The sequence below is a fragment of the Streptomyces sp. NPDC094448 genome (genome assembly GCF_044763775.1).
Classification (GTDB): domain Bacteria; phylum Actinomycetota; class Actinomycetes; order Streptomycetales; family Streptomycetaceae; genus Streptomyces.
On record NZ_JBIWGU010000008.1, the window covers coordinates 408831 to 415045 of the forward strand.

Genomic DNA, 6215 nt, shown 5'->3' on the forward strand with positions numbered 1-6215 from the left:
CCGGATCATGATCCGGGACCCCCGTCCTGACCGTGTGACCCGATGGCGTACGGACCCGATGACGTACGGATCAGAAGAAGACCGACCGCCGCTGGACCAGCAGCTTGTAGAGCGTGTGCTGGATCTGCTCCCGCACCTGATCGGTGAGGTTGAACATCAGCATCGGGTCCTCCGCCGCCTCGGCCGGATAGCCGTCCGTCGGAATCGGCTCCCCGAACTGGATCGTCCACTTCGTCGGCAGCGGTACGGCACCCAGGGGGCCGAGCAGCGGAAACGTCGGTGTCACCGGGAAGTAGGGCAGCCCCAGCACTCGCGCCAGGGTCTTCGCGTTCCCGATCATCGGATAGATCTCTTCGGCCCCCACGATCGAACAGGGCACGATCGGTACGCCTGCCCGCAGCGCCGTCGACACAAAGCCGCCGCGGCCGAACCGCTGGAGCTTGTACCGCTCACCGAACGGCTTCCCGATCCCCTTGAAGCCCTCCGGCATCACTCCGACGACCTCACCGCGCTCCAGCAGCCGCTCCGCGTCCTCCGCGCATGCCAGGGTGTGGCCGGCCTTGCGGGCGAGTTCATTGACGACCGGCAGCATAAAGACCAGATCCGCGGCGAGCAGTCGCAGATGGCGGCCCGCCGGATGCCGGTCGTGCACGGCGACCTGCAACATCAGCCCGTCGAGCGGCAGCGTGCCGGAGTGGTTGGCGACGACCAGGGCACCCCCTTCGGCGGGGATGTTCTCGATGCCCTTGACCTCGACCCGGAAGTACTTGTCGTACAGCGGCCGCAGCAGCGACATCAGGACCTGGTCGGTCAGCTCCTTGTCGTAGCCGAACTCGTCGACCTCGTACTCCCCGGTGACCCGCCGGCGCAGAAACGCCAGGCCGCCCGCCAGCTTCCGCTCCCATCCGGCGGCCCCGGAACCGGTGTCCGGCCCCGCTTCGGTCGCCGGCACGGGGGCGGCTCCGGACGTCTGCCCGGGTACGGCCACCGGCCGCACCGGGCGGCGGCTCCGGCCGTCCCTGGCCGCCGGAACGTTCCCGGCCTCCGCCGGATCGGCCGCACCGGGCGCACGCCGCCGCCCGGCCCGCGGCGCACCGCCGCGCGCCCGGTCGTCGTCGAAGGGGTCGAAGGGAATGACCTTGGCGTCCGCCATCGTCGGTACGCTCCTTATCCGGCGTCGCTCTGAGTCGGGGCCGCCGCGGGACCGGCCCCGCGGGCCCCCAGCGCCTCCCCCACCCGGTCGACCGCCCGTGCCAGCGTCTGCGGCGGCAACGGACCGGCCCCGCGGGCACGGGCGAAGTCGGCGAAGGTCTCCGGGGTGGTGTAGCGGGGGGTGAATCCCAGGGTGCGGCGCATCTGCTCGGTGCTGACCACCCGGCCGTGGGTCAGCAGCCGGATCTGCTCGGGCGAGAAGTCCGTGACCCCCACCGTACGCAACGCGGAGCCCACCCAGGTCACAGCGGGCAGCGGCACCGGCAGCGTCGGCCGCCCCAGCCGCCGTGAGCACTGCGACAGCAGCAGCACCCCGTCGCCCGCGATATTGAAGGTGCCGCTGACCGGGCCGGCCCGGCGCGGTTCGCGCAGCGCGAGCAGCAGTACGTCGATCACATCGTCCTCGTGGACGAACTGGAGCCGCGGGTCGTAGCCGAACACCGTCGGCAGCACCGGCAGCGACAGGAACTCGGCCAGCGGGGAGTCGGCGTCCGGCCCGAGGATATTGGCGAACCTCAGCACGCAGACCGCGACGTCGGGGCGGCGCCGGGCGAAGCCCCGGACGTACCCCTCGACCTCCACGGCGTCCTTCGCGAAGCCACCGCTCGGCAGGGATTTGGGCGGGGTGGTCTCGGTGAAGACTGCGGGGTCGCGGGGCGCGGAACCGTAGACGCTCGTACTCGACTTCACCACCAGCCGCCGGACCGTGGGCGTCTTCTGGCAGGCGCCGAGGAGCTGCATCGTGCCGATGACATTGGTCTCCTTGACGGCCGTCCGGCCGCCGGCGCCCAGCGGGGTGCCGGTGACATCGAGATGGACGACCGTGTCGACCCCGTGCTCGGCCAGGACCCGTCCTATCGCGGGCTGCCGGATGTCCGTACGGACGAACTCCGCGCCGCCGAGACCGTGCTCGGGCACCACCGCGTCGACGGCGATCACCCGGTCGATCCGGGCGTCCCGCCCCAGGCTGCGCACCAGACGGCCGCCGAGCTGCCGGGCGGCCCCGGTCACGAGCACGACCTTCCCCAAGATCAGCGCCTTCCCTCGGCCGTCTCGAACAACAGGTGAACGCGTTCACACGTTCAGACGCCACGGTAGCGGCTCGGCGTTGCCGGGGGATGTCCGGACCCGGTCCCCTTCTGTGCCGCGGCGCGCCTTCGGGACCGTACCGCCCCGGGAAGTACCCGGGAAACACTGTGGCCCTCCTGCCACAAGGGCGGGAGGGCCACGGTGATACGTACAACACGTACAGCCGTCGTTGAAGCCTTACTTCTTGTTACGACGCTGAACGCGGGTGCGCTTGAGCAGCTTGCGGTGCTTCTTCTTGGCCATCCGCTTGCGCCGCTTCTTGATAACAGAGCCCACGACTACCCTCGCTCACTTCTCTTCACTCGGTGCGGGGCGTCTGGGCCCACACGACCTACGTCGGCCTAGCCTACCCGCCCGAGCTCCGAGCCCGTAATCCGAGGGTCGCCGCCTGCTCCGCCGGCACCCGCGGGACTCCCGCAGATCGCCTGCGGGCATCCCGCTAAGCGGATTCGACCCCCACGAAGGATTCGCGGAGATACTCGTGCACCGCTTGCTCCGGAACTCGGAAGGACCTCCCCACCCGGATCGCCGGCAGATGCCCGCTGTGCACCAGCCGGTACACAGTCATTTTCGACACCCGCATCACCGAGGCGACTTCCGCCACGGTAAGGAACTTGACCTCGTTGAGAGGCCTCTCGCTGCCAGCAGCCATGACCCACCTGTACCTTCCGCACATGACGCCCACCGGCTTCCCCTCCGGTGACTCTTCGTCGCTGTGCGCTCACTCCCCAGACTAGGGGCGCGTGGTACGAGTGGGGAAGAGGAGCAGCCAACGGCGGCCTAAGCCGACAGACAGGCGCGTTTGAGTACATAGCGCATGAGGGGCCGGTAATGCGCCGATCGTACGGCGTCGTCGAGCGGCACCGCGACGGCGATCCGCCCCTCCGCCTCGCCCACAAAGACGGCCGGATCGTCGGCGTCCGCCGGGCCGATGGCCGGAAAGCCCAGCTGACCAGCCCCGCAGACCCAGCCGTGGTCCCCGACGACCAGATCGGGCAACGGCCCCCCGGCGGCCACCAGACCCTCCAGGGCCAGCCGCAGCGGCAGCGGCGAGTGGGTATGTGCGCCGGTTCCCGCCACTGAGCCCCGTGCGCCGTCTTCCCGCACCAGCGCGACCCCTTGTACGTACGTCAGCGTGCCCTGACGTACGCCGAACCGGGTCGTTATGTCGACACTTCTGCCCTGCGCGGGTGTGAGGACGAGACAGCCCGCCGCCGACAAAGCGTCTGCGAGGCCGCCGTAAAACCCCAGGAGCCGGTGGGGATGGCCGGTTCCGAGCAGGACGGCGCCCCGCCGTGCTGCGAGGGAAGCAAGCTCTCCGGCGAAGGCGTCCAGCGCGTCGAGCGTCCGGTCGGGGTCGATGGTCTCGGGCCCGGAGACCCGTCCCGGATCGGCAGGCACCCCGCACCGTTCGGCCATCAGCGCGAGCAGGTCCCGTTCGGTCCAGTCGTGTTCGGGGACGAGCCCGAGTCTGGTCCGGGGGTCGCCCGCGGCGAACAGCCGGTACCGGCGGAGGCAGTTCTCCCGGCTCGTCGCGACGGTGCCCGCCAGTCCGGCGGCCACCAGATGGGCCCGCAGTGCCCTTCGACTCATCGCCACAGGGACGAGGCTGCCGCAGCGCGGGGCGGTCGGCGGGGTTTCCCCGCCCGGGTCCCGCGTTCGGCCCAACACGGCCCCGTAGAGGCCCTTTTCACGCCCCCGTGCCGCGCACGGACCCGGCGGGCGGCCGGATCCCGCGTTCCGGGCGGGGTGCGGGCCCGCGCCCCGTCCCGGGGTACAGGACGGGCGCACGGCACCGGTCCCCGGCTTCGGCCCACCGGTTCCGATGACGGCACCGGATTACGGCAGCGGCTTACGCCACCGCTTACGCCACCGCTTACGGCACCGGTTACGGAAGGAGCCCCCGCAGCGGGAACACGGCCCGCCGCGTGGCCAGCACGGCCTGGTCGAGCCGGTCGGCGGGGTCGTATCCGGCGTCCCAGTCCCGCCACCGCGGCGCCCGCCCGTCGGTCATCCGCCGGGGCCCTGGCTGCCGCGTCAGCGCGTACACCCGGTCCCGCCATTCCTGCGGCACCATGGCTTCCGGGTCGACGGGCGCGTGCGCGGCGATTCCCACGAGATGGGTCCAGGAGCGCGGGACGACGTCCACGACGGCGTACCCGCCGCCGCCGAGCGCCAGCCACCGGCCGTCCTCGGCGTGTTCGTGGGCCAGCCCGTGGCAGGCTTCCTGGACGAGCCGCTGGGCGTCGAGCGATACCGCGAGATGCGCCAGCGGGTCCTCGAAGTGCGTATCGGCTCCGTGCTGGGTGACCAGTGCCTGGGGCCGGAAGTCGGCCAGGAGTTCGGGTACCACCGAGTGAAAGGCCCGCAGCCAGCCCTCGTCGCCCGTTCCCGGCGGCAGCGCCACATTGACCGCCCCGCCTTCCGCGACCCCTGCGGCCCCGGTCTCCTCGGGTCGGCCGGTGCCGGGGAAGAGTGTCCTCGGGTGTTCGTGCAGGGAGATCGTCAGCACCCGCGGATCGCCCCAGAACGCGGCTTGTACGCCGTCTCCGTGGTGGACGTCGACGTCGACGTACGCCACTCGTTCCGCGCCCAGTTCCAGCAGCCGGGCGATGGCGAGGGAGGCGTCGTTGTAGATGCAGAACCCGGCGGCGGAGCCGGCCATCGCGTGGTGCAGTCCGCCGGCGAAGTTCACGGCGTGTGCCGTGTCTCCGCGCCAGAGTGCCTCGGCGGCGGCCACGGACTGCCCGGCGATCAGGGCGGAGGCCTCGTGCATCCCGGCGAAGGCGGGGTCGTCGACGGTGCCGAGCCCGTAGGCCTGGTCCGCGGTACGGGGGTCCGCCGAAGCGGCCCGTACGGCCGCCACGTAGTCGGCCCGGTGGACGAGCCGGAGCGTGGAGTCCCCGGCCGGTCTGGCGGCGACGACGTCGACGGCGCGGTCGAGCCCGAAGTCCCGTACCAGGCCCATGGTCAGCGCGAGTCGTACGGGGTCCATGGGATGGCCGTCCCCGAAGTCGTACGCCGTTACCGCCTCGTCCCACATCAGCATCGCCCGGCCGCTCATGCCCGCCACCGTATCCGGCCCGTCCGACGGCCGCCGACCCGCCCGGCTCGCTGCACCGGCCGGGCCGGCTTGTGTCAGCGCAGGCCGAGCAGGTGCGGGAGTTCCTTCATGGACCCGAAGGAGCCGGTGGCGCCCTGGAGTGCGCCGGCGGGCGTCATCGCGGTGAAGGCGTAGACGTCCATTCCGGCCGCGATCGCGGCGCGGACGCCCAGTGCGCTGTCCTCGACGACCGCGCACCGCTCGGGCGCCACTCCCATGCGCTCGGCGGCGTGCAAGAAGAGGTCCGGGGCCGGTTTGCCCCGCCCGACGTCCTGGGCGCTGAACACGATCTCTTCGTGGAACCAGAGGTCGAGCCCGGTCTTCCGGTGTCCGACCCGGATCCGCTGATGCGTCCCGGAGGAGGCGAGACAGTACGGCACCCGGGCGGCCGACAGCTCGCCCAGCACCTCGGTGACTCCGGCGACGGTCTCCAGCTCCCGTTCGAAGGCGGCGAAGGTCCGCTCGTGCAGGGTCTCGTCGAACTCCGGAGGCAGCCGCTGCCCGGTCCGTTCCCTGACCAGATCGTGTACGCGGTGCACCGCGGCGCCCATGTAGTCCCGCAGCGAGTCCTCGTACGTGGTGGGATGCCCCAGCTCGGTCAGATACCCGGCGAGGATGGCGTTGGCGACCGGCTCGCTGTCGACGAGCACCCCGTCGTTATCGAAGATGATCAGGTCGTAGGTCATGCTCCCAGCCTAGAAGCCCGCCCTGAGGGCCTCCGGTCGGGATTTTCTGTCCGGAAATGCAGAAAGGCCCCGCACAGTGTGCGGGGCCTTCCCATCAAAAATTGTTCGGCGGCGTCCTACTCTCC

Annotated in this window: 7 protein-coding genes; all 7 read right to left on the minus strand. The window is 71.2% G+C overall.

The genetic code is table 11. The features are described from left to right. Window positions 1–70: 70 nt before the first annotated feature. Window positions 71–1153, minus strand: coding sequence for a lysophospholipid acyltransferase family protein (locus ACIQ9E_RS18450; RefSeq protein ID WP_403708095.1), 1083 nt, complete (start codon window positions 1151–1153; stop codon window positions 71–73). A gap of 14 nt (window positions 1154–1167) precedes the next feature. Then, entirely contained in the window at window positions 1168–2241 is a 1074-nt protein-coding gene (locus tag ACIQ9E_RS18455; RefSeq protein WP_403708098.1) for an NAD-dependent epimerase/dehydratase family protein, read from the minus strand. Between the two features lie 237 nt (window positions 2242–2478). After that, on the minus strand, window positions 2479–2577 hold the full coding sequence (locus tag ACIQ9E_RS18460) for a 30S ribosomal protein bS22 (RefSeq protein WP_003948845.1): 99 nt from the start codon (window positions 2575–2577) through the stop codon (window positions 2479–2481). A gap of 163 nt (window positions 2578–2740) precedes the next feature. Continuing rightward, window positions 2741–2953, minus strand: coding sequence for a helix-turn-helix domain-containing protein (locus tag ACIQ9E_RS18465; RefSeq protein WP_014046653.1), 213 nt, complete (start codon window positions 2951–2953; stop codon window positions 2741–2743). A gap of 128 nt (window positions 2954–3081) precedes the next feature. Continuing rightward, window positions 3082–3894 carry a phosphatase gene (locus ACIQ9E_RS18470; protein ID WP_403708101.1) on the minus strand — a complete coding sequence of 271 codons (813 nt, stop codon included), beginning with the start codon at window positions 3892–3894 and terminating at the stop codon, window positions 3082–3084. A gap of 295 nt (window positions 3895–4189) precedes the next feature. Next, window positions 4190–5365 (minus strand): acetoin utilization protein AcuC, encoded by a 1176-nt coding sequence (locus ACIQ9E_RS18475; protein WP_403708104.1) that lies wholly within the window; start codon window positions 5363–5365, stop codon window positions 4190–4192. A gap of 74 nt (window positions 5366–5439) precedes the next feature. Beyond that, a complete protein-coding gene (locus ACIQ9E_RS18480) occupies window positions 5440–6090 on the minus strand; it encodes an HAD family hydrolase (protein ID WP_403708107.1) in 651 nt (216 codons plus the stop codon). Window positions 6091–6215: the final 125 nt, after the last annotated feature.

Excerpts from the sequence above, each read along its gene's own strand:
- ACIQ9E_RS18465 (WP_014046653.1), bottom strand. The coding sequence starts at position 2,953 with ATGGCTGCTGGCAGCGAGAGGCCTCTCAACGAGGTCAAGTTCCTTACC.
- ACIQ9E_RS18475 (WP_403708104.1), bottom strand. The coding sequence starts at position 5,365 with ATGAGCGGCCGGGCGATGCTGATGTGGGACGAGGCGGTAACGGCGTAC.
- ACIQ9E_RS18480 (WP_403708107.1), bottom strand. The coding sequence starts at position 6,090 with ATGACCTACGACCTGATCATCTTCGATAACGACGGGGTGCTCGTCGAC.
- ACIQ9E_RS18470 (WP_403708101.1), bottom strand. The coding sequence starts at position 3,894 with ATGAGTCGAAGGGCACTGCGGGCCCATCTGGTGGCCGCCGGACTGGCG.
- ACIQ9E_RS18450 (WP_403708095.1), bottom strand. The coding sequence starts at position 1,153 with ATGGCGGACGCCAAGGTCATTCCCTTCGACCCCTTCGACGACGACCGG.